At 63.8% G+C, this 21,194-nt stretch carries 18 protein-coding genes; 7 read left to right on the plus strand and 11 right to left on the minus strand.

All coding sequences use genetic code 11. The features are described 5' to 3' along the window. The first annotated feature begins 16 nt into the window (after positions 1–16). Entirely contained in the window at positions 17–1,963 is a 1,947-nt protein-coding gene (locus NCHOL11_RS13905; protein WP_097093151.1) for a cellulase family glycosylhydrolase, read from the plus strand. A 6-nt stretch (positions 1,964–1,969) separates the two neighbouring features. Here NCHOL11_RS13905 and NCHOL11_RS13910 read toward each other — a convergent pair whose 3' ends face one another. Further along, positions 1,970–2,863, minus strand: a complete 894-nt coding sequence (locus NCHOL11_RS13910) for a LysR family transcriptional regulator (protein WP_097093152.1) — start codon at positions 2,861–2,863, stop codon at positions 1,970–1,972. 129 nt (positions 2,864–2,992) lie between these two features. Here NCHOL11_RS13910 and NCHOL11_RS13915 point away from each other — a divergent pair, with 129 nt between their 5' ends. Both NCHOL11_RS13915 and NCHOL11_RS13920 read left to right on the plus strand, forming a co-directional pair. Continuing rightward, positions 2,993–4,141 carry an isovaleryl-CoA dehydrogenase gene (locus tag NCHOL11_RS13915; RefSeq protein ID WP_097093330.1) on the plus strand — a complete coding sequence of 383 codons (1,149 nt, stop codon included), beginning with the start codon at positions 2,993–2,995 and terminating at the stop codon, positions 4,139–4,141. After that, positions 4,138–5,739, plus strand: a complete 1,602-nt coding sequence (locus tag NCHOL11_RS13920) for a carboxyl transferase domain-containing protein (RefSeq protein ID WP_097093153.1) — start codon at positions 4,138–4,140, stop codon at positions 5,737–5,739. The genes NCHOL11_RS13915 and NCHOL11_RS13920 overlap by 4 nt, the downstream gene beginning before the upstream one ends. 41 nt (positions 5,740–5,780) lie before the next feature. Here the strand turns inward: NCHOL11_RS13920 and NCHOL11_RS13925 are convergent, their stop codons facing one another. Then, positions 5,781–6,098, minus strand: a complete 318-nt coding sequence (locus tag NCHOL11_RS13925) for a GIY-YIG nuclease family protein (protein WP_097093154.1) — start codon at positions 6,096–6,098, stop codon at positions 5,781–5,783. 68 nt (positions 6,099–6,166) lie between these two features. Between NCHOL11_RS13925 and NCHOL11_RS13930 the strand changes: the two genes are divergently transcribed. The 4 genes from NCHOL11_RS13930 to NCHOL11_RS13945 all read left to right on the plus strand — a co-directional run bounded on the left by NCHOL11_RS13930 (position 6,167) and on the right by NCHOL11_RS13945 (position 11,319). Next, positions 6,167–8,011 (plus strand): acetyl/propionyl/methylcrotonyl-CoA carboxylase subunit alpha, encoded by a 1,845-nt coding sequence (locus NCHOL11_RS13930; RefSeq protein WP_097093155.1) that lies wholly within the window; start codon positions 6,167–6,169, stop codon positions 8,009–8,011. Then, positions 8,011–8,463, plus strand: a complete 453-nt coding sequence (locus tag NCHOL11_RS13935; RefSeq protein ID WP_097093156.1) for a MaoC family dehydratase — start codon at positions 8,011–8,013, stop codon at positions 8,461–8,463. Before NCHOL11_RS13930 ends, NCHOL11_RS13935 begins: the two co-directional genes overlap by 1 nt. A gap of 116 nt (positions 8,464–8,579) precedes the next feature. Then, positions 8,580–10,214, plus strand: coding sequence for an FAD-binding protein (locus NCHOL11_RS13940; RefSeq protein WP_176502286.1), 1,635 nt, complete (start codon positions 8,580–8,582; stop codon positions 10,212–10,214). Positions 10,215–10,311: 97 nt separating this feature from the next. Next, positions 10,312–11,319 carry a lysylphosphatidylglycerol synthase transmembrane domain-containing protein gene (locus NCHOL11_RS13945; RefSeq protein WP_097093158.1) on the plus strand — a complete coding sequence of 336 codons (1,008 nt, stop codon included), beginning with the start codon at positions 10,312–10,314 and terminating at the stop codon, positions 11,317–11,319. On the opposite strand, the gene NCHOL11_RS13950 is transcribed toward NCHOL11_RS13945, so the two are convergent. The 9 genes from NCHOL11_RS13950 to NCHOL11_RS13990 all read right to left on the minus strand — a co-directional run bounded on the left by NCHOL11_RS13950 (position 11,302) and on the right by NCHOL11_RS13990 (position 21,167). Then, the gene (locus NCHOL11_RS13950) at positions 11,302–12,324 is read right to left on the minus strand and encodes an NAD-dependent epimerase/dehydratase family protein (protein WP_097093159.1); all 1,023 of its coding nucleotides are present in this window, start codon (positions 12,322–12,324) and stop codon (positions 11,302–11,304) included. The two genes, NCHOL11_RS13945 and NCHOL11_RS13950, sit on opposite strands and share 18 nt — an antisense overlap. Next, the gene (locus NCHOL11_RS13955; RefSeq protein ID WP_097093160.1) at positions 12,321–13,730 is read right to left on the minus strand and encodes a GMC family oxidoreductase; all 1,410 of its coding nucleotides are present in this window, start codon (positions 13,728–13,730) and stop codon (positions 12,321–12,323) included. Before NCHOL11_RS13955 ends, NCHOL11_RS13950 begins: the two co-directional genes overlap by 4 nt. Then, positions 13,723–14,097: a hypothetical protein gene (locus NCHOL11_RS13960; protein WP_097093161.1), complete on the minus strand. Its 375-nt coding sequence runs from the start codon at positions 14,095–14,097 to the stop codon at positions 13,723–13,725. Before NCHOL11_RS13960 ends, NCHOL11_RS13955 begins: the two co-directional genes overlap by 8 nt. Next, on the minus strand, positions 14,087–14,728 hold the full coding sequence (locus NCHOL11_RS13965) for an HAD family hydrolase (protein WP_097093162.1): 642 nt from the start codon (positions 14,726–14,728) through the stop codon (positions 14,087–14,089). Before NCHOL11_RS13965 ends, NCHOL11_RS13960 begins: the two co-directional genes overlap by 11 nt. After that, the gene (locus NCHOL11_RS13970; RefSeq protein WP_097093163.1) at positions 14,725–15,714 is read right to left on the minus strand and encodes a UbiA family prenyltransferase; all 990 of its coding nucleotides are present in this window, start codon (positions 15,712–15,714) and stop codon (positions 14,725–14,727) included. The genes NCHOL11_RS13965 and NCHOL11_RS13970 overlap by 4 nt, the downstream gene beginning before the upstream one ends. Further along, positions 15,707–17,260, minus strand: a complete 1,554-nt coding sequence (locus tag NCHOL11_RS13975) for an ArnT family glycosyltransferase (protein ID WP_097093164.1) — start codon at positions 17,258–17,260, stop codon at positions 15,707–15,709. Before NCHOL11_RS13975 ends, NCHOL11_RS13970 begins: the two co-directional genes overlap by 8 nt. Beyond that, on the minus strand, positions 17,260–18,747 hold the full coding sequence (locus NCHOL11_RS13980) for an aspartate aminotransferase family protein (RefSeq protein WP_097093165.1): 1,488 nt from the start codon (positions 18,745–18,747) through the stop codon (positions 17,260–17,262). Before NCHOL11_RS13980 ends, NCHOL11_RS13975 begins: the two co-directional genes overlap by 1 nt. Before the next feature lie 102 nt (positions 18,748–18,849). Then, positions 18,850–19,506, minus strand: a complete 657-nt coding sequence (locus tag NCHOL11_RS13985; RefSeq protein ID WP_097093166.1) for a response regulator — start codon at positions 19,504–19,506, stop codon at positions 18,850–18,852. Continuing rightward, the gene (locus tag NCHOL11_RS13990) at positions 19,503–21,167 is read right to left on the minus strand and encodes a sensor histidine kinase (RefSeq protein ID WP_097093167.1); all 1,665 of its coding nucleotides are present in this window, start codon (positions 21,165–21,167) and stop codon (positions 19,503–19,505) included. The genes NCHOL11_RS13985 and NCHOL11_RS13990 overlap by 4 nt, the downstream gene beginning before the upstream one ends. Between the last annotated feature and the right edge of the window lie 27 nt (positions 21,168–21,194).

Below are 21,194 nucleotides of genomic sequence, written 5' to 3' on the forward strand. Positions count from 1 at the left end.
GAGAGAGGCCAGGATCATGAAAATGCCCCAGTCGTTGCTGGTGACCTTCGCCATGTGCATGGCGAGCACCGCTCTTGCCGCACCAGCCGAGCAGCGCATTGCTCAGCAAGGCCGCTGGTTCGTGGATCAGACTGGCCGCACGATCATGATCCATGGCGGCAATGTCACGCTTCCCGAATTCCGGGCTGGCGGTTCCGATGATCAGCGATGGAGTGCGGAGACGCCCTCCCGCATGGCGGAACAGGGCTTCAACGGCGTGCGGCTCGTCATCTTCCTGTCGGGTTTGATGCCGCGACCCGGCGTCATCGACACAGCCTATATGGAGCGCATCGCGAAAACCGTGGCGGCGTACAAGGAAGCGGGGATCTACACCCTCATCGATTTCCATCAGGATCAATATTCTGCGCTGGTTGGCGTACGAGGCATGCCGGACTGGGCGGTCTTTGCTGACGGTCATCAGCGTATCCCCGGCATGAATTTCCCGATGGGCTATTTCAAGGATCCTGCGGTCCAGCGTTCCTTCGACAATTTCTGGAAGAACCATCCGGTTTCCGGCACGGGGAAGGGTGTCCAGGATCTTTATGTAGAGGGTCTGGCGGCGGTGGCGCGGCGGTTCCGGGACGATCCGGCCGTGATTGGCATCGATGTCATGAATGAACCAGCGACTGGAAGCAGATGTGCGCAGCCTGATCCGGCCAAGGCGAACTGCCGGGAGCTGGAACAGGAACTGCTGAAACCCTTTTATGAAAAGGCGTCGCGGGCGATCAATGAAGCTGCGCCGCGGATGATCGTCTTTGTCGAGCCCTTCATGCTCCAGGGGGCTCTTGGCACGCCGATCAACACGCCCTTTGCCGCCGCGCAGGGGACGCGCGGCTTTTCCTTCCACAATTATGGTCCGGTCAAAGAAGTACGCGACCGGGTGAACGATGGCGCACTGGCCCATGCTCAACAGGAGAAGGCGGCGATCATCAATACGGAGTGGGGCTTCAGCAACGATCCCGCCGAGATAGCGGGACAGGCCGTCGACTTCGACATGCGCCACATATCCTGGCTTGCCTGGACGCGGGGCGCGTTCGAGGCTCTGGTCGATCCCAAGCTGCGTGATCGGGGCAATGGCAATCGCGTCGCCCTGCTGCGCGCCTATGCGCGCCCCTATGCAGAGGCGACGGCGGGCACGCCGGTGACGATGAGCTTCGACGGCGCTAAGGGCGTGATGCGGTATCATTATACCTCTGCACCGCCCGGTGGTGGCGCGGCGAAGGGCGAGACCATGATCCGCATCCCGGCGGTCAACTATCCGGGCGGCTACACTGTCACGGTAAGCGGCGGCACGGTCCGTTCGGCAAAGAACGCGCCGGTCCTGCGGATAGCGAATACGCGGGGCGCCAGGGACGTGACGGTCACGCTCAGCCGCGTCGGGGAATTGCCGCCGCTTCCGGCGGGCAAGGGCGAGCCGGACCGGAGCGAGGCCGCCTTGCGCGCGCTGCCGCCGATCCCGGCAGGTCCGCTCACGCGCAATTCCCTTCTGGGCCATATCGTCGTGACATCGGGCGGACGGGCGCTGCTCGACCGGCAGGTGCCGGGCATGCTCGCAGGGATGAGCCATGTCCATGGGTGGGAGAAGATGACACTCGCCAGCGTCCAGCAGTTCGACAGCAATACGCTGAACGAGGCGAAGATGAAGCAGATCGAGGCGGAGCTTGCCACGCTGAAGGTCGTGGCGGGGCCGGTCAAGGTTCAGGCGGCAGACCGGCTCAGCACCGAGTCCCTCACCAGCGACCTGCTCGCCGATCCGCGTGCGCGCGCGATCCTCGACCGGGAGGCTCCGGGCCTGTCGACCTCTTCTCAGCAAGGACTGTTTCCCCAGACGCGGCTGCGCGCGCTTCAGCCTGCCATGCCGGAAATCTTGACCGACGCCGCGCTCGACCGGATCGAAAAGGCGCTGGCGGGGCTGCCGAAATAAGGCAGCCTATGCGGGTCGGGGAAATCCCGTCCCGCGATCGGCCAGCCGTTGTTCGATGGCCAGGAACAGGGGAGGCGGCGCATTGAGCAGATGCTCCGCCTCCGCCGATGCAGCCCATCCCAGAGTGCGCTTGAGGTCGAACCCTGCGAGGAGGGGGCGGACTACGCCCTCTCGCCGGTAACAGAGCGGCATCACGGTGATGCCCAGGCCCGCGGCGATCAGGTTCAGGACGCGATCGTCGTCAGTGGACCGTAAAGCGAAATGCGGCCGCACGCCCCGTTCGGTGAAATGGCGGCTGGTGTCGGAGAGCGCCTCGCAATGACGGCGAACGATCATCACCTCATTGGCCAGTTCCTCTGCCGCGATGCTTTCGTGCCCGGCCAGGGGGTGATCCGCGGTCATCGCCAGGGCATAGCCTTCGGTGCAGACCGGCTTTTCCAGGAAGCGCTCGCCGCCGCGCTGGACCAGGGTCAATGCTATGTCGATCCGGCCTTTCGCCAAATGGCTGGTCAATTCCCGTTCGCTGCCGAAGATCAGTTCGAAGCGGTATTGCTTCATTGGCCGCGCCGCCGCGACAGCCTGCGCCACGAGCGCGCTCGGCACGCTGCCCAGAACGCCCAGCCGCAGGGATGGTGGATGATCGGCCGGGCTCATCGAACCAATGGCGAGGTTGAATTCCCGCTCTATTCTTCGCGCATGGACAAGGAAACGGCTCCCCGCTTCGGTCAGCTCGACGCGCTGGTTGGTCCGCACGAACAGCGGCGTCCCGAGGGTGCGTTCCAATTTCGCGATCCCGACCGACAGCGTGGGTTGCGACACATTGCAATGCGCGGCGGCGCGCGAGAAATTGCCCTGATCCACGACGGCCAGAAAATAGCGGAGGAGATAGCGGTCAAGCATCGTGGATATGGAGCGCGGACCTTGGAGCGAGTCTGATCATTATAGATAGCGTTAATAGCATGGATGGCGAAACTTCAATTTATCGCTTGAGCAAAGGGATGATAAAGCATGGCGGCAGGAGAGTTTTCCATGACCGATTTCGATTTTGCCCTGGGCGACAATGCCGACATGATCCGGGAGAGCGCCGCCCGCTTTGCCGCTGACAGGATCGCCCCGCTCGCGGCGGAGATCGATGAGAAGGACTGGTTTCCCCGCGACGAACTATGGACCGCTATGGGCGATCTGGGCCTGCACGGCATCACCGTTGAGGAGGAGTTTGGCGGCCTTGGCCTGGGCTATCTGGAGCATGTCGTCGCACAGGAGGAGGTGGCGCGTGCATCGGCCTCCATCGGCCTGTCCTATGGCGCGCATTCCAACCTTTGCGTCAATCAGCTGCGCCGTTGGGGCAATGAAGCGCAAAAGGCCAGATATCTGCCCAAGCTGATCTCTGGCGAGCATGTCGGCAGCCTCGCCATGTCGGAAGCGGGAGCAGGCTCCGACGTCATGTCGATGAAGCTGAAGGCGCAGAAGAAGGGCGATCGCTACATTCTCAACGGCACCAAATTCTGGATCACCAACGCGGCTTATGCCGACACGCTGGTCGTCTACGCCAAGACCGGCGAAGGATCGAAGGGCATCACCACCTTCATCGTTGAAAAGGGGATGAAGGGCTTTTCGATCGGGCAGAAGATCGCGAAGGTGGGGATGCGCGGATCGCCTACATCGGAACTGGTGTTCGAGGATTGCGAAGTCCCGGAAGAGAATATCATGGGCCCGTTGAGCGGCGGCGCGGGTGTGCTGATGTCGGGGCTCGATTATGAGCGCACCGTGCTGTCGGGCATCCAGCTTGGCATCATGCAGGCCTGCCTCGACGTGGTGCTGCCCTATGTCCGGGAGCGCAGGCAGTTCGGAAAGCCAATCGGCGCGTTCCAGCTGATGCAGGCGAAGATCGCGGACATGTATGTCGCGCTCAACAGCGCCCGCGCTTATGTTTATGCCGTGGCGAAGGCGTGTGACGCGGGCAGGACGACGCGTTTCGATGCGGCGGGCGCGATCCTGCTGGCGTCGGAAAATGCGATGAAGACCGCGCTGGAAGCGGTGCAGGCGCTGGGCGGGGCGGGCTATACCAAGGATTGGCCGGTCGAACGCTATATGCGCGACGCCAAGCTGCTGGATATCGGCGCGGGGACCAATGAAATCCGCCGGATGCTGATCGGCCGGGAGTTGATCGGGGCATGAGCGCGCCGGTTCTGGATACGAAGCTTTCGCGGGAAGGAGAGGGCTTTCGCGCGAACGCCGCGCATAATCGCGCGCTGGCCGAGCAACTGCGTGAAAGGGTCGCCGCCGCTGGCTTGGGTGGTTCGGAAAATGCCCGTGCCAAACATGTGGCGCGCGGCAAGCTGCTGCCCCGCGATCGGGTGGAACGGCTGCTCGATCCGGGATCGCCCTTTCTGGAAATAGGCCAGCTTGCCGCCAACGGCCTTTATCATGACGAAGTGCCCGGCGCGGGCATCATTACGGGCATCGGCCGGGTGTCCGGCCGTCAGGTGATGATCGTCTGCAACGATGCGACGGTGAAGGGCGGCACCTATTATCCCTTGACCGTCAAGAAGCATCTGCGCGCGCAGGAGATCGCGCTAGAAAACCGGCTGCCCTGCATTTATCTGGTCGACAGTGGCGGCGCGAACCTGCCCAACCAGGCGGACGTTTTCCCCGACAAGGAGCATTTCGGCCGCATCTTCTACAATCAGGCGAACCTGTCGGCGCGCGGCATCCCGCAAATCGCCTGCGTCATGGGAAGCTGCACGGCCGGCGGCGCCTATGTCCCCGCCATGTCCGACGAAACCGTGATCGTGCGCAATCAGGGCACAATCTTCCTCGCCGGGCCGCCGCTGGTGCAGGCGGCGACGGGCGAAGTCATTTCGGCCGAGGATCTGGGCGGCGGCGACCTGCATGGCCGCAAGTCCGGCGTGGTGGATCATGTCGCGGACAATGACGACCATGCGCTTTCGATCGTGCGCGACATCATCTCGACGCTTGCGCCGGACTTAACGCCCGTCGTCAATCTGCGCGGTGTGAAGCCGCCCAAATATGATCCGCGCGATCTCTACGGCATCGTGCCCCAGGATGTCCGCGCGCCCTATGACGTGCGCGAGGTGATTGCGCGCATCGTCGACGGCAGCGAATTTCATGAATTCAAGGCGCTTTACGGCACCACGCTCGTCTGCGGCTTTGCGCATATCTGGGGCATACCGGTCGCGATCCTCGCCAATAATGGCGTGTTGTTCAGCGAGAGCGCGGTCAAGGGCGCGCATTTCATCGAGCTTGCCTGCCAGCGGCGTATTCCGCTGCTCTTCCTCCAGAATATCTCCGGCTTCATGGTCGGGGGGAAATATGAGGCGGAGGGGATTGCCAAGAATGGCGCGAAGCTGGTGACGGCGGTCGCGACGGCGCAGGTGCCCAAGATCACGCTGCTGATCGGCGGCAGCTTTGGCGCGGGCAATTACGGCATGTGCGGCCGGGCCTATCAGCCGCGCTTCCTCTTCACCTGGCCCAATGCGCGCATTTCGGTGATGGGCGGCGAACAGGCCGCATCGGTGCTCGCCACCGTGCATCGCGATGCGGCCAAATGGTCGCCCGAGCAAGCCGAAGCCTTCAAGGCGCCGATCCGCGAAAAATATGAGCAGGAAGGCAATCCCTATTATGCCACCGCGCGCCTGTGGGACGATGGCATCGTCGATCCGGCGCAGACCCGCGACGTACTGGGCCTCGCCTTCGCCGCGACGCTGAACGCGCCGATCGCCGAACGGCCGCAGTTCGGCATCTTCAGGATGTGAAGGACGGTATGTTTACTCGTTATCGTCATGCTGAACGTGTTTCAGCATCCATCGGGCCGCAGCGGAGGAAGCCCGAGCGACGGCGCAAGGTCCGCCCAATGCGGGTTGTCGCTTTCGATCAGATTGATCTTCCACTGGCGGTGCCATCGCTTCAGCTGCTTCTCGCGCAGGATTGCGCGTTCCATGTCGCCGAACATCTCGAATCGGACAAGCTGATGCACCGCATAGCGCGCGGTGAATCCGGGAAGAGCGTTGCCAAGATGCTGGTGCAACCGGGACATCAGGTTGGAGGTGACGCCTATGTAGATCGTCCCATAGGGCCTGCTGCTGAGAATGTAGACGCAAGGCTGCTTTTCCATGACGGCCCTGGGCCTGCCGCCAAATGGATGCTGAAACAAGTTCAGCGTGACGAAGTTGGGAAATCCCTGTGATCCAGTCTCTTCTCATCGCCAATCGCGGCGAAATCGCTTGCCGGATCATCCGCACCGCGCGGCGGCTGGGCATCCGCACCGTCGCGGTCTATTCCGATGCCGACGCGGAAGCGCTGCACGTTCGCTCTGCCGACGAGGCGGTGCATATCGGGCCATCGCCGGTTCGGGAATCCTATCTGCTGGGCGAAAGGATCATCGCCGCGGCCAGGCAGACCGGCGCGGAGGCGATCCATCCGGGCTATGGCTTCCTTTCGGAAAATGCCGCGTTTGCGCAGGCCGTCATTGATGCGGGACTGATCTGGGTCGGGCCCAATCCGTCCTCGATTACCGCCATGGGGCTGAAGGACGCGGCCAAGACGCTGATGCAGGATGCGGGAGTGCCGACCACGCCCGGCTATCTGGGCGACGATCAGTCCCCGGAGCGGCTCGGGCAAGAAGCCGACGCGATCGGCTATCCCGTGCTGATCAAGGCAGTGGCGGGCGGTGGCGGCAAGGGCATGCGCAAGGTCGACAGCGCCGCAGACTTTGCCGACGCGCTGCTTTCCTGCCAGCGCGAGGCGGCGTCGAGCTTCGGTAATGACGCCGTGCTGCTGGAAAAATGGATCACCAACCCGCGCCATATCGAGGTGCAGATATTCGGCGACGTTCATGGCAATGTCGTCCATCTGTTCGAACGCGACTGCTCGCTCCAGCGCCGTCACCAGAAGGTGATCGAGGAAGCGCCTGCGCCAGGGATGGACGCGGAAACGCGCGCGGCGGTCTGCCGGGCGGCGGTGAATGCGGCGAAGGCGGTAAACTATGTCGGCGCGGGCACGATCGAATTCATCGCCGATGGTTCGGAGGGTCTGAAGGCCGACCGCATCTGGTTCATGGAGATGAACACGCGGTTGCAGGTCGAGCATCCCGTTACCGAAGCGATTACGGGCCAGGACCTGGTCGAATGGCAGCTTCGGGTCGCTTGCGGAGAAAAGCTGTCGAAGAGCCAGGAGGAACTGTCGATCGACGGCTGGGCGATGGAGGCACGCCTCTATGCGGAGGACCCGGCCAAGGGATTCCTGCCCTCGATCGGCAGGCTCGACGTCTTTGAGCTCAACGACCGGAACGTGCGCGTCGATACCGGTGTGAATCAGGGCGCGGAAATTTCCCCTTTCTACGACCCGATGATCGCCAAGGTTATTGCGCATGGTGCGACCCGCGATGCCGCCCGATCGGCGCTGGCGCAGGCGCTGGATGAAAGCGCGGTCTGGCCGCTCAAGACCAATGCCGCTTTTCTCATGAAGGCGCTGGAGCATCCCGATTTCGCCGCCGCGCGGCTGGACACCGGGCTGATCGAGCGTGCGGGCGAGGCGCTGATGCCGCCCGCCCGGCCAAGCGAGGAAGCGCTCGCCGATGCCGCCGCCAGCCTGTCGCGGGGCGGCGGCCTTGCTGGCTTTCGTCTCAACGCCCCGGTGCGGCGCGAAGGCATGTTCCTGCTGGATGGGGAGGCGGTGACGATCGCCTATGATCCCTGTCAGGGCGGCGACGGCGCTGACGATGTGCTGGTGGCGGAGGGTGGCCAGGTCTGGCGTCTCGCGCCGTGGCGCGCCGGTGGAGCGGCGGGGACGGACGCGGGGGACGGTGCGATCCTTTCGCCGATGCCGGGGCGCATCATCGCCGTCGCCGTCGCGGCGGGGGAGGCGGTCACCAAGGGGCAAAAGCTCTTGACGCTCGAAGCGATGAAGATGGAACATTGCCTCGTCGCGCCTTTCGACGGCACGATCGCGCAACTCAACGCCAGCGAAGGCGCACAGGTGAGCGAGGGCGCGCTGCTGGTGAAGATAGAGAAGGGGGATGCGGCCTGATGGCGGGCAAGTTTTTCGACCAGTGGCAGATGGGCGAGACGCTGCGCCACGAGATCCGCCGCACTGTGACGGAGACGGACAACCTCCTCTTTTCGACCATGACGCATAATCCGCAGCCGCTGCACATCGACGTGGAGGCGGCCAAGGCGAGCGAGTTTGGCCAGATCCTGGTCAACGGCACTTTCACCTTCGCGCTGATGATCGGCCTGACGGTTGGCGACACGACGCTTGGCACGCTGATCGCGAACCTTGGCTATGACAAGCTCGTCATGCCAAAGCCGGTCTTCATCGGCGACACGCTCCGCGCGGAAACCGAGGTGATGGAGCTAAAAGCCAGCAAGTCCCGCCCAGGCGCGGGAATTGTCACCTTCGCGCACCGCATGATCAACCAGCGTGACGAAATCGTGTGCCAATGCCTGCGCATGACCTTGATCAAGGGCAGCAATAGCTGACATTGCGCCATTTCCTTGCATCGCCAAAGGCCCTTACGTTAGGGGACTGCCAGAATCGATCGCGAGAGTGCGATTAGCAGCGGCAGGACCGCGAAAAAGGGGCAAGGCGTTCGATGATGGCGAAAGCGGATTTTATCGTGGTGGGGACGGGCGCGGGCGGCCTTGCGGGCGCGATTTCCGCCAAGCTCAGCGGCCTCAACCCGATCATTATCGAAAAGGCGTCCTGCTGGGGCGGCACCAGCGCTCTTTCCGGCGGCGGCGTCTGGATTCCCAACAACCACCTGATGCAGCGGGACGGGATCGAAGACAGTTTTGACGCCGCGTTCGCCTATATGGAAGCAACCATCGGCGATGTCGGCCCGGCCAGCAGCCGGGAACGCAAGACCGCTTATCTGAATGCTGGTCCGGACATGGTACGGGGCCTGGAAGCACAGGGGCTGGGCTGGCGCCGGGCGCCGCGATACCCCGACTATCACCAGGATCAGCCGGGCGCGCGCGTCGGCCGCACGCTGGAGGGAGTGAGCTTCGACGGAAATAAACTGGCGGGCTGGCTCAAGACCATGCGCACGTCCGGCATGCCGTCGATGGTGATGAGCACGGATGACGCCCCCCAGGTTCCGACCATGCTGCGGTCGTTCAAGTCCTTTTCCGCCGCCATGCGCATGATGGGGCGGACGCTGGCCTGGCGGGTGCGCGGGCGCGAACCCCTTTCGATGGGGCCGACGCTGGTCGCGCAGCTGATGGCGATCGTCCAAAGGCTGGGAATACCCGTCCTGCTTGATACGCCGATCAAATCGCTGATCAAGGATGGCGATCGGGTCGTGGGCGTGGTCGCGGGCGAAGGGCCTGCCGAACAACGGTTCATGGCCCCGCACGGCGTGTTGCTCGCCACCGGCGGCTTCGCAAAGAACAGCAGCTATCGCAGGCAGTTTCAGGAAGTGGACGGCCGATGGAGCCCGGCCAGCCCCGACGACACGGGCGATGGCCAGCAGATCGGGGCACAGGCTGGCGCCGATCTCGCGCTGATGGACGCAGCCACCTGGTATCCGGTATCGATCCTGCCCGATGGCACCATCAATGCCGGGATCTGGGAGCGCACCTTGCCCGGATCGATCATCGTCGATGCGTCCGGCCAGCGCTACACGAATGAAGCGGCGTCCTATGTGGATGCGGGCCGTGCCATGCTGGACCGTGACAAGAGCGTCAGCGCGGTGCCAAGCTGGCTCATCTTCGACAACCGCTATCGCAGCCGCTATTTCTTCGGCTCCACGCCTCCGGGAGTGAATGGCGAATTTTTGAAGAGCGGCTTCTTCATCAAGGCGCCGACGCTTGGCGAATTGGCGGAGAAATGCGGCATCGACGCGGATGGATTGAACCGGACGGTGCAACACGTAAACGCCATGGCGCAAAAGGGCGTCGACGAAGATTTCGGCCGTGGCGACAATGTCTATGATCAATATTATGGCGATCCCAACAACCGGCCCAATCCGTCCTTCGGCCCGATCGACAAAGCGCCATTTTACGCCACCCGCTTCTATCCCGGCGATCTCAGCACCAAGGGCGGGTTGATGGCGGACGAACATGCGCGGGTCCTTCGCGCCGATGGCAGCGTGATCGAAGGACTGTACGCCGCTGGCAACTGCGCCGCGCCGGTCATGGGCCGGACCTATCCGGGCGCGGGCGCGACCCTGGGGCCATCCATGGTATTTGCCTGGATCGCCGGGAAGCATGCCGCCGCAAAGGCGGGGTAAGCCTTCTCAAAGGGTGCGCGATAAGGAGAAGCCGAAACCTTTTGGGTAAGACTTTCGCGCCAAAGACATGCGCGGACCCGTCAACTATCACCGTTGAATGGCATCCGATACGACCTGGTGGAATCAGACGGGTTCACAGCTTCTGGCGCTTGGCGATTGGTGCGCCCGGGAAGGGCGGCGGGCACCCGTTCGCCTTGTCCTGCACGTCGCTGTCGGGGTTGCATTTCTCTGGCTCTTCTTGCGGCAAGTGGATCTGGGCCCCGCCCTCGCGGCCGCCGGCCGGGCGTCCATCCTGCCGCTGTCGATCGCGCTTGCCGCTTACGCCGCCGACTTCCTGCTACGCGCGGCCCGCTTCTGGCTGTTGCTGATGCGGGCGTCCGGGCAAAGCTTGCCCTGGGCCAGGGTGCCTGGTCCGTTCATCGCCAGCTTCGGGATCAGCGACCTGCTGCCCTTGCGCGCGGGGGATGTGTTCCGCCTGCTCTGGTTCCAGCGGAACATGGGGCTGCGGTCTGGAACCGTGCTTGGGGCGATGATGGTAGAGCGCTTTTTCGACCTGTTCACACTTCTGCTGCTGGGCCTTGGCATCTTCGCATGGCACGTTGCGGGCGACTGGCTTTTCTGCCTGATGCTGCTGATCCTTGTCTGCGGCGTGGCCGGATTGCTGGTGCTGATCGGGAGCCGCATGGCGGAAAAGGCGGGCAGCATGCGCCACAAATGGCTGGCATGGCTGGTGTCCGCCATCGGTTGTTTCCAGATGCTGCGGTCGCTGCGGCTGCTGGCCGGTCTGACGGCCATGTCGCTCCTCTGCTGGTTGCTGGAAGCGATGGTCATGATGGGCGCGTGGATCAGCCTGAACGGCGCTATGGAGCGGTGGGCGGCGCCCATGGCCGCCTTCGTCGGCAGCACGCTTGGCACCCTGTTTCCCGGTTTGCCGGGCCATTTCGGCACGTTCGAACTGTTCGGGCTGGAGATTTTTTCGCGCAGTGGCGTGGAGCCGGGATTTGCCGCCGCTGTCCTGCTGCTGGCGCATCTTCTGCTGTGGGCACCGACGGCGTTGTTCGCGATCCTGTGGCTGCCGCTCAGCGGGTCAGGAAAGACGGCGTAGCAGTCCGATCATATGTTGATCGACGGCCGACCGATGCGCGGAGGCGCCGCGTTCGGCAGCGTGATGCGTGCAGAACCAGTCATAGCTTTCCGCCAGCATGTCCGCATTCGAATAGCGGGCTGTCCAGCCAAGCTCTTCAAGCGGCGCGGTATCGAACCAGCAGTCGCGATGATAGGTCCGATATTGCCATGGGACGAGCGGCGATAGCCGCATCCGGCGAAGCAGGCCCAGTGCGGCCATGGCGGGCGTGGCCGGCAGGCCGACGATGCGCGAAGGGCTGCCAGCATGGGCGATCAATCCTTCAAGATCGTGCCGCAAGGTGCCGAAGCGGTTGGTTCCCACATTATAGGTGCCTGATTGCCCCCGAGTGAGGACCAGCAGGATGAAATCGACCAGATCGTCCGCATGGATGAACTGCATCCGGTTCGATCCATCGCCGATGATGAACAGCCGCCGCCCTTCCGCGATCCATTGAAAGAGGATCTGGTAGATGCCGAGCCTGCCTTTGCCCAAGGTGGCCCGGGGCCGGATGATGGTGAGCGCTATGCCCGCCGCGCCGCAAATGTCCGACACGATGCGTTCTGCCGCCAATTTCGACCGGCCATAGGGTTCGAACGGGCGGGGCATAGTCGCGCCAGTGATCGCGCCTTTGGGGGGCAAGCCGAAGATGGCAGTGCTGCTCACATGCACGAATGCGCTTGTTCCGGCCCGGACAGCCTCTTGCGCGACGATGCGCGACCCATCGACATTGACCTGCTGGTAGCGGCTGCCGGCGTTGGACTGCGCAACCAGGGCGGCATGATGATGCAGCACGTCCACGCCCCGCATTGCGCGGGCAACGGTGGCGCGATCGCAGACGCTGCCCTGATGAAATTCGATGTCCGGCGGCAGTCCGGGATCGCGGACGATATCCAGCACGCGCACCTTATCCCCGGCCTGATGCAGGCGTAAGGCGATACGGGAGCCGATGAAGCCCGATCCGCCGGTCACGAGGTGCGTGGTCAAGCGAACCGCCTTTCAATCGCATGAAGTGCGTTGCGATGGGCGATGGCCATGACCGATCCTTGCGGATTGGCGATGGTCGGGCCGCACATCAATGATGCGTCGGCGATGCGCAACCCGTCCACGCCATGCACCCGTCCCCAGCTGTCGGTCGCGGTGATCCGCTGATTGCCTCCCATCGGGCAGGAGGCGAAGACATGCACCGAAGAGAGCGATGCCGACTTGCGGGGCAGGCTCGCGGGGAGCGCGTCCATTTCAGCAGCCGATCGCAGCATGGGAAGGCCGGGCAGGCAGGGCTGAACCGCCTCTGCCCCGGCGGCGAAAAGGGCGCGCAGCAGATGGCGGAGCCCGTCATACAGCGCCTCCAGCTCATTTCTTTCATGCGCCACCGACACGAACGGATCACGCGCGCCCGGCAGGCACCTGACCCGCGCATGGCCGCTGCCGTTCTGCACATAATAGAGCCCCATCCGATCCGAAGCCTGCGCAATGTGGGCGCGCATCGCCGGGTTGCCCCCCAGCGCGAGCGCGAGGAGGGCGGGCGAACTGATCGAGCAGCCAATGCCGAAGCGCGGCTCGAATGCCTTGATCTGGTGGACGGGATCGGGATCGCCGGGCCGGTTCACCGCGTCGCTGAACAGGGCAACCGCCTTCAGCATCGGATGAAAGCGCAGGCTGTTCCCGACATTGTGCCGGATGCCGGACCGGCGCAGCAGCGCAGGCGTCTGGACCGCTCCGCACGCGACGAACAGGCCATCGGCCTCTATCTCCAGCGGTCGCCGGTCGCGGACGGCGCTGACCCGCCATCGCCGGTTGGTGCGGGCGATGCGCAGCGCCCGCGTTCCCGCCATCAGATCGCCGCCTGCACGGCGGAATTGCGGGATGAAGGTTTCGCTCATCGACTGCTTTCGTCCGCTGGCATAGTCGAACAGCCGGGGCGCCTGCATGCTGTCCCATCCAAGGGCCGCGCCGCCATCGCCCAGCCGCTGGGACAAAGGGGGCGCTCGTCCTGGGAGGCCCGCGACCCTGGCCCTCGCCTCGCAGGCGTCGAAATGCGGCGCGAGCGCGTCGGGCGTCAGCGCATCGACCTGATACTCGCGCGCCCACCGGTCCAGCACATAGGCGGGCGTGCGATGGTAGAGCCCGCGATTGACCTCGCTCCCGCCCCCGACGCAGCATCCCTCCATATAGCTGATCGATGGTTTACCGAAGGCGAGGCTGAGACCCCTGTTGCGATATTTGCGCACGATCTCTTCGCCGGAAAAATGCCTGCATGCGTCCAGCGGGAGGTCGGGCCCTTCCTCCAGCAGCAGCGTCTGGAAACCTGCCTCCGCGCATAGCGCTGCGGTGACTGATCCGCCGGGCCCCGAACCCAGGACCGCCACATCGACGCGAAGCCGGTCAGCCATAGCGCCTGTTCTCCTGCTGTCCGCTCTTCTCGTCCTGGTCGTCGGGCCACAGTCCGAACAGCGTCAGGCTGACATAGAGGGTCATGAGCATGCGGCACGGCCCAAGGACGGATCGCTCCCACGCATCGATCTGCCGCAGCCGTTCTTCGTGGCGCAGGCGGTGGAATGGCCGGCCCCGCGAGACGATCGGCCAGGCGTCGAATGCAAGCGTCGCCAGATGGAGGGGCGGGCGGAGATAGCCGGGCATGCCACCAAGGCTGTCCGTGACGAACCGGAGCGCCACGTCCGGTTGCGCGGCATCGCCTCTCTCCCGCCGCGCGACCGCCTCGACGAGTGCGCGAATGGCGGAGCGGGCATCAGGCATCATGGCGGAACATCGGCTCACGAAAATGACGGAAGTCCCGGCCACGGATCAGGGATTGCACGCCGATCCGCCGCGCCGCTTCCCCGTCCCGGTCATCGCGGTCGCCGATCATCAAGGTGCGGGCGGGCACGGTCTTCGCCTGATCGATCAGCCATAGCAGGCCTGCCGGGTCGGGCTTCAGGCGGCCGACATCCTCCGCCGTCACGCACAAATGCGCCGACAGGCCCAGGGCGGTCAGCTTTCCTTCGGGGCGATAGTCGGAAAAGACGGCCAGCACATGGCGCTCCGCCAGCCGGGCGAACAGCGATCCCGCTCCCGGCGTGCGGCAGTCGCGCAACAAGGGGAGCGGGCGCTGCTCCATCCAGTCGGCGACGATGGCGCGCACCCTGTCCGGTTGATGGCCGGGCAAGGCATATTGCGCGTCGGCGAAGTCGCTCGCCATGACCTCGCCCATGGCTTCGCGCTTCCTGCGATAGGCCGACAGCGTGCGCATCACATGCAGGCTGCGGCTGCGAATAGCCTCCCGCGCGAGCAGCCCGGCCATGCGCCGTCGCAGGCGCCGCTGGTCGTACAAGGTGCCGTCCATGTCGAACACGATCAGGTCGAACCTGTCCCAGGGAACGGCAGTCTTCACGGGCGGGCATAGACATGGCTGGGGGAGGACAGCTCGCCAATCGACGGAATGTCGATGAAGGACAGCCCCGCAAGGGCGGCGATGACGATGAAGGACGCCATCATCAACCGCCGCGACCGGAACAGCCGTTCGGGGCGGGACGCGACCGAATCCCGCCGCATCGCCAGCCAGAAATAGCTGGCGAACAGGACGGCGATGAACGGCAGGGCGAATATATATTCTTGCCGATAGCGGATCAGGAACGCCGCGACGAAGAATGCGGACAGCATGGCATAGAGCATGCAGGAGACTGCCAGATTTTCCGCATTGTAGCTGGCGAAGGACCGGCGATAGCGCGCCAACAGGTCAGCCCCGCCGGTTTCGCTGATATCGCGATATTCGGCCAGCCGCTTTGCCGCCATCAGGAACGCTCCACCCATCCAGTAGGCGAGCAGCAGGGTCGCGGGCGCGCGGCTGTAGGGTTCGATCATCGTCCAGCCCAGCATCAGGCGGATGGGATTGTTGATGCTCTCGCTGATCACGTCCAGATAGACGCGGTCCTTGGTACGCACCGGCGGCACATTGTAGATGAGGCCCGACAGGACGAAGGCCGCCGAAGTCCAGGCGAACAGCGCCCCCAACTGTACCGCAAGCGACAGGCCCACGACGACCAGCAGCAGATATTCGGCATAGACGATCGGTGCCGACAAGCTGCTTTGAACTGCGGTACGAGCGGATTTGAGCGGGTGAAAGGCGTCGAAGTCGCGATCCAGCCATTCATTGATCACATAATTGGCCGAAGCGATCGCCACGGCGCTGATCAGGCCCAGCAGCAGCGTGACAAGGCGCGGGTCCTGTGCCGGATCCCGCAGCACATAGGCCAGCACGATCCCCGGGAGGATGAACACATGCTTCGTCATATGGTCCAGCCGGGCGATGGCGACATAATCGCGCCACCGTCCATGTGGAGCCTGAACTGGACTGACCGTCATGGCTTCCTCACTCATTGTTGCCCTCCTTGCCCCACGCGCGTCGATAAATGGCGCCGTCCTCCAGCTTGGCGACGCGTACCAGGTTCAGGCGATCGGCAAGCTCGCGCTCCGACGCCATGTAAAAGCGGAAGTCGATCCCGTTCAGGAAGACGACATAGGCATTGCCGCGCGCCAGCGCGGCGCTGGCTGACGCCAGTTGCCTGGCATAGGGGAACTGCACGTCCTCCCGGCCGATGCGCAGGCTGATGTGCATGGGAATGTCGCGCGCCGGACGACGCAGCAGATAGCCGATGACATCGGGGCCGTTGGAGTAGATGACAGCATTCCGCGGCAAGCGCGCGACCGCCGCGATCGTGGGGGACCGGACCCAGTCCAGCGCCGCATAGCCCACGCCCTTGTGATAATCATTGTAGGTGCGGACGGTCGTGCGGGCGGCATGACTGGCCAGCATCATGCAGCCAATGCCGATCAGGATGAAGCGCGGCAGGCGTGCTGCCGTGGATGCGCGGTCCAGCTGCGCCACCGTGATCGCTGCCGCCATGACGCTGGTGCAATAGATCGGATAGGCATAGCGGCCATTCATGTGGAGATTGGCCTCTATCGATGTCGCGAGCACCATGAAGGCGAGGTAGGTAAAGAAGAACAGGGCCAGCGGCACGGCGAGCAGGGACACATCCGCGCCACCTGTCCGCCCGAGCGCGCGGCGGCCATGAAGGGCCACGGCGAAGAGGCCCGCACCCAGCGCCAGGAGGAACACGGCGCCACGCGCTGGTCCTGGAACATCGTCCGGCAAGAGCCACGCGGTCATCGCGTGGAAGCTCAGCCACCAATCGGCCACCGTCATGTTGCCCAGCCACTCCAGCGGACGGCCGGTCGACCTGCCATTCACCGCTTCGCCCAGCGCAACCCATCCAAAGAATATGAAGGCCGATGGGATGAGGATGCGGAGGATGTTTGCTAACCTGCCCGGCAAAGGCTGGCGTGGATCCATCAGCAGGAACAATGCGATCGCCGCGCCGAGCGCCGGGCCGGTGAAGCGTGCCAGAGAGGCAAGGCCAATGCCGATTCCCGCCATGATCAGCCAGCGTCGATCCGCATCGCGCAGATAGCGGGTAAGCGCGATCAGCGTGCCATAGATGGTGGTAAGGAACAGTGGCTCCGACATGGCGAGGCCATGCAGCGTTACCGTCTGCGGCGCGATCATGATGATCGCGGTGCCCAGGGCCGCCGCCGCTGGACTGCCGCTTGCTGTCCGTATCAGATACCAGGCGAGGAAGGCGTTGAGCGGCGCCAGCACCAGCCCGATGCCCCAGGCACCCCTGACGATGTCGATGCCCGGCATGGCCACCAGTTGCAACAAGGCAGGATAAAGCGGTGCGTCCCAAGGCTGGCTCGACAGGCTCATGTAGCGGGTGCTGTCCGGCCAGATGCCGATGCCGTGGTGCGTCACCAGCAGGAACAGCAGAAGCGCGAGGAGCGGCAGGCCGCCCGCGCTGATCCGGTCCAGCACGATGCCGGACCGGGCACGGGCCAGAGCCTCATCGGGTTGGAATGGATACATCACGGCTTTGCCCGGAAGCCAGCCAGGATGCGCTTCACATTTCCAGCGACGAAATGGAGCACCGAGTCCGGAATGCCGCGATCGAAGATATCGTCGAGCCCATCCACCAGCCGATCTATTTCTGCCTTGGTGACGGTGAAGGGCGGCATGAAGTGCAGCATGTCCCGCGCGCCGGGCTGGAAATGCACCAAGACGCCATGCCGGTCGAAAAGCTGCCGGGCGAGCGCGCCGATCAGCACGGACTGATAGGTGAGGAACAGGGGATTGTTGGACACGTCGACCAGCTTGGCCGCCAAATCTTCACGGAAATTGACCCGGATGGCGCGGAACAGTCCCCGGCCGCGCACTTCAAGGAGGGTGCGCGGATATTTGATGTGCAACGCTTCCAGCCTTGCCTCCAGATAATCCCCCATTTCTCGCGCATTGTCGATCAACCCGTCTTCATAGAGCGTGTTGAGCGTCTCGATCGCGACCGCGCAGCTTTCACCGATCCCGCTGAAGGTGGAGCTATGCAGGTTGCAGTCGTTGCGATTGCCATAGGCCTGTTCGAACAGGGCGCGCGAAGTCACCATCGCGCCGATCGCCCGCTTTCCGCCGCCCAAAGTCTTGGCAAGGGTCACCATGTCCGGCACCACATCTTCGTGCATGAAGGCGCAGAAACGGCCAGTCCTTCCGCAACCGACCTTCACCTCGTCGAAGATCGACAATATGTCATTATCGCGGCAAAGCTGGGCGAATTGCTTGAGATATCCGGCCGGGGGGACCTCGCAGGCCGTGCCACGGATCGGTTCGATAATGGCCGCGATGATGCTGTTGCCGTTTGCGCCGCTTTCCTCCGCGATCGCCCGGTGCATCGCGTCGATGTCGCCATAGGGGATGTAGATAAGATTCTCCTTGGGCACACCCAGCAGGAAACCGGTATGGACATTGGTTGCGGTCGTCAGCGACAGCGCGCCATGCGTCTTCCCGTGGAAGGCACCGCGCATGCAGAGGAATTTCCGTTTACCCTTTGGCGTCTGGATGCGCTCTGCCAATTTCATTGCCGCTTCATTGGCTTCGGCGCCTGAGGTGGAAAAGAAGCTGGTGTCCAGAGGATCGGGCAGGATTTGCGCCAGATTATAGGCCAAGGCCGCCTGCAATTTGTGGGGGGCGAGCTTGATGATGTCGAGCACCTGCCGGGCATGGCACAGTTGTTCGGCGGCGACGATGCGGGGGTGATTATGGCCGAGGCCTGCCGCGCCCATGCCGGTCGAAAAATCCAGAACCTCCCGTCCATCGGCCAGATGCAACACTATGCCCTGCGCTGCCCGCACATCGAGGTCATCGAGGCCCAATATGCCATAAAGCCCCAGCAGATGCCGGTTGAGGTGCCGGGCATAGAGGCGGTTGGCTTCGCTGACTTCCAGCGACAGCGATTGTTCAAGCGTCAGGATCGCCGGCTGCTCAAAGGGAGCGGGCAGGATTTCCTGTTTGAACTGGGTTGCCATTTTGACCGATTCTCCCGCCGAACGATGCCGATGGGACAATCTTTATGGACGCTGGAGAGGCGCGGGAATCCATGGATTTATATACTCCCAAGGGGCCGTGGCCTAGCCCTTCGGAGGCTCACCATTTGCGACCGTTACACCCTCGAAATAGATGGCGGCCAAAGCGGTGCGGTTGGTGATGCGCAGCTTCTGGAAAATATTGTGGAGATGGATCTTTACCGTGCCTTCGCCAGCGCCCAGTTGTCGCGCGATGTCGCGGTTGGAAAGGCCCCGGCATGCCTGCGCGGCGATCTCCATCTCGCGCGGGGTAAGCGCGGCCAGACCGAGCGACGGACCGTCATCGCGCCAGACGCGGTTGGCTTGACGCGCCATTTCCTGTGGCAGCCATTGGCACCCACGCGCGACGCTCCGCAGGCAGTCGATCAGCGTGTTGGGGGCTGCTTCCTTCAGCACGACGCCCCAAATGCCGTTTTCGATCGCTTCGGATAGCTGTTGGGGCGTAATCAAGGCGGTCAGGAAGACGGGCCGGACGGGCAGGTTTGCCATCCTTATGCGCCGCAACAGCGCCAGCCCGCTGATGTCGGGCATGTTGATGTCCAGCACCACGATGTCGGGTTTCAATCGGTCGATCGCCTGGAAAGCCGCCGTGCCGTCGGTCATGCTGCCGACGACGCGGAAGTCGGGCTCCATCGCAACCAGTTCGGCCAGGCCGCGCAGCACCACCGGATGATCATCCAGCAGGAAAACCGAATGCTTCATTGCAAAGGCACCTCGATCCGCATCGCCAGCCCGGGCGCGTAGCGCATTATGTCCATGCGGCCGCCCAGGTCCCGAATGCGCGCCCGCAAGGATCGCGGCCAGCCGGGCTTGCGGCCGGATGCCGGCACCATGCCGCAGCCATTGTCGGAGATGGTGAGGCGCAGGGCGTCATCCTGCTGGTTCAGTTCAACGGACAAGCGGGTCGCGCCGCCATGTCGCACCGCATTGGCTGTCGCCTCGCTCAGCAATTGCCTGAGTTCACGGTGAAGATCGCCTGACGCCTCCATGTCGGGCGGGTCGATCGACAGGGCGATATCGCATCCCCATTGGTCGGCCAGTTCATCGGCGCTCTGGGCGAGCGACAGGGAAAGAAGGCGCACGGGCGGCGCTTCTGTGTCGCGGCTGCCCTCGACGAACAGGCGGATGCGGCGCTGTTGTTCGGCCATGACGCTCGCGACGCTGTCCAGCGCCCCGCGCGCGCCTTCGGGCAGGCTCATGCCGGCGGCCTTCAGTTTCAGCGAGGCGGCGGTCAGTTCCTGCAGAACGCTGTCGTGCAGGTCGCGCGCCAGCCGGATGCGTTCCTGCCCGCGTGCATTGTCGGCAATCGCATGGATCAACTCCCATCGTTCCAGCTCATGCCCGATGCGAAGCGCGGTGATCTGCGTCAGATGCTGCGTTTCTTCGTGATGATTGGCGGAGCCGATGACGAACAGCCTGTCCGCGCTCCCGGCGCTCCCTACGGGAGCTGATCGCACTCCGGCCGGGTCGGCAGATAGTTTTTCCCACCCGGCGGCGGCGGCGATCGCGTCCAGCTCTGCTGCATCGCTGCGCCGGAAAAGCTCTTTCCATTCCCGCTTCGGGCTTCTGGCGCGCCAGAAGGAGGGATCATCGATTTCCGCAATCCTGAGGCCCCCCGCGCCCCACAATGCGACGGTTCCGCCGGAGCCTTTCTGATTTTGCCAGAGCAGCAGCACCTGGCTGACGCCGAGAAGCTCCGACGCATGACGCAGCATGTCGCTCAACAACAGCCGCCGGTCCGTCGGGGCGGGGGCCGGATACCAGCTGGCCAGTTGAGCGAAGCGGTGGCTGCTCCGCGCGCGGCATGCGCCGAAATAGCCGAGCATGGCCGCCGCCACGAGGAAATAGGCCGACCGCATGATCAACAGGTTGAGTTCGGACTCCCCATCCTGCAAATCCTGCCATCCCAGTGCTACCAGCAACAGCTGCATGACGACCGCGCCCAGCACGGCGCCCAGCATGTCCCAGCGGAGCGTCGTCGCCAGCAGGATGAACGGCAGAAAAGGGAAAAATGGACTGCTAAGCTCATCCGTCAGATAGACGAGCGCGCCAAGCGCCAGCAGGTCTATGCCGTGAATGATCAGATGCAGCTTGCTTTCCAGCGGCCAGCGCGGCGGCGTCAGGGCCAGCCAGAGCGAAAAGGCGATATAGCTTGCCAGCAGCAAATGCGCTTCGGCAAGGAAACCGGCCGGGCGTGTCGGGTCCAGGTAGATGGCCAAGGCGGCGAACAGCACCGTGACCAGCCTGCCCGCCGATATCAGCCATTCAGGATCGGCACCAACGCGCAATCGCCCCAGAAGAGAGCTTCTTCGTAATGCCGCCAACATGCGCGGCGCCGGTTCTGGCATTTTGCGCGTACGCATATCTTTGCGAGGATTGTCACGAACTTA

This window comes from Novosphingobium sp. Chol11 (assembly GCF_900218065.1).
Classification (GTDB): domain Bacteria; phylum Pseudomonadota; class Alphaproteobacteria; order Sphingomonadales; family Sphingomonadaceae; genus Sphingobium; species Sphingobium agri.